Here is a 1587-nt window from a genome sequence, read left to right as displayed (position 1 = left end):
CGGTAGGTGTCAAGTCAAATGGGACAGGGGCCAGTGATCGTTAGGCGGCTTGTTTCTCCTGGTCAGAGCTGATCGGGTCGGTGGTTTCTTCGTCGGGTCTGTTGATCTGCGCGAGCGTAGGGATCTTGGGCAGGGTGGGCGGCTGGGTGAACCGTCGCGGGTTGGCCGCGCGGAACGCCTCGATCGTGGCGGCTCGCTTGTGCTGGATCGCCTGTGCGGTGCCGATATGCATGGTGAACGGGGTATGGAGCCCGATTCCGGCATGGTAATGCCGGTGATTGTAGTAGTCGAAGAAATGGTGGCAGAACGTCTCTGCCTCGTCGAGCGAGTTGAACCCGGCCGGGAACACCGGGCAATACTTCAAGGTTCTAAACTGCGCCTCACTGTAGGGGTTGTCGTTACTCACCTTCGGGCGGGAGTGGGACTTGATGATGTCCAGGTCTGCCAGTAGTTCGGTCACCGGCTTGGAAGTCATCGAGGTCCCATTGTCGGAATGGATGGTGCCGGGCACGATCCCGCCGTTGGCGACGAACGAGTTCTGCATGAACTGCTCGGCCAGCTCACCCGACTCGCGCAGGTGGACCTCCCAGTGCACGACGAAGCGGGAGAAAATGTCGAGCATCACATACAAGTCATAGAACTGGCGTGGCCCCGGACCTGGCAGTTTCGTGATATCCCAACTCCAGGTCTGGTTGGGGGCACGGGCGGCCAGATACGGCTTGGTGCGCGCCTGGTGCCGGGCCTGGGCGCGCCGCTCCCGGACTTGGTCACGCCTGCGCAGTTCCCGGTACATCGTCGACACCGACGCCAGGTACACCCCCTCGTCCAGCAGCGCAGCCCACACCTGCCGGGGTGCCTTGTCGGCGAACCGGTCGCTGTTGAGCATCTCGACCAGTTCAGCCCGTTCGCTTTCACTCAGCGCGTTCGGCGGCGCCGGCCGCGCCACCGGCTCACGGTTCTCCGGCACCGGGTGCCGCCGCCGGTAGAAACTACTGCGCGCCACACCCGACAATGCGCACGAGGCGCGAATCGGCAGATGCTCGACCAGCAGGGAAAGGGTTTCGTCCCGGCAGCGGGTCACGAATTCTCGGTGTCCGCGCTCTCGGACATCGTTTCCAAAAGCGCGATACCTTTTCCCATAATGTCCAGGGCGGCCTCGGTCTGCTTGAGTTTCCTGGCCATGGCCGCGTTCTGCCGCTCCAGCCGCGCCTTCTCCTTGCGCAACTGCTCCAACTCGGCCTGCTCCGGCGTCTTCTCCTTCTTGGCGGCCGGGCGGCTCGTTCCCGAAGCCGTCAGTTCCCCGCTGGCACGCTGGCGCCGCCACAACTGAACGCTGGACTCATAAAGTCCTTCACGGCGCAGCAGCGCGCCCTTTTCACCATGCTCGGCCGCGTCGTACTCCTCGACCATCCGCAGCTTGTAGCCGGCGGTGAAGGTCCGCCGCTTGGGCCGGCCGGTCCGCGGCCCGTCACCAGAAGGAAGATCGTGGCTGGTCATCGTCACTCTGCTCAGTACCCGTTCTCGCCCTGTTCACATCAGTTAGGGAACTTCATCCCCTCGTGTCCCACCTGAGCCTGACACAGAGGG

At 63.6% G+C, this 1587-nt stretch carries 2 protein-coding genes; both read right to left on the bottom strand.

Annotated elements, in window-relative coordinates:
* Positions 1-40 precede the first annotated feature (40 nt).
* Positions 41-1081 (bottom strand): IS3 family transposase, encoded by a 1041-nt coding sequence (locus tag AB0C35_RS45975; RefSeq protein ID WP_358471004.1) that lies wholly within the window; start codon positions 1079-1081, stop codon positions 41-43.
* A complete protein-coding gene (locus tag AB0C35_RS45970) occupies positions 1078-1497 on the bottom strand; it encodes a hypothetical protein (protein WP_358471001.1) in 420 nt (139 codons plus the stop codon). The genes AB0C35_RS45975 and AB0C35_RS45970 overlap by 4 nt, the downstream gene beginning before the upstream one ends.
* Between the last annotated feature and the right edge of the window lie 90 nt (positions 1498-1587).

The sequence above is a fragment of the Spirillospora sp. NPDC048819 genome, from assembly GCF_040650055.1.
Lineage (GTDB): Bacteria > Actinomycetota > Actinomycetes > Streptosporangiales > Streptosporangiaceae > Spirillospora.
This window is presented reverse-complemented; position numbering and strand designations above follow the sequence as displayed.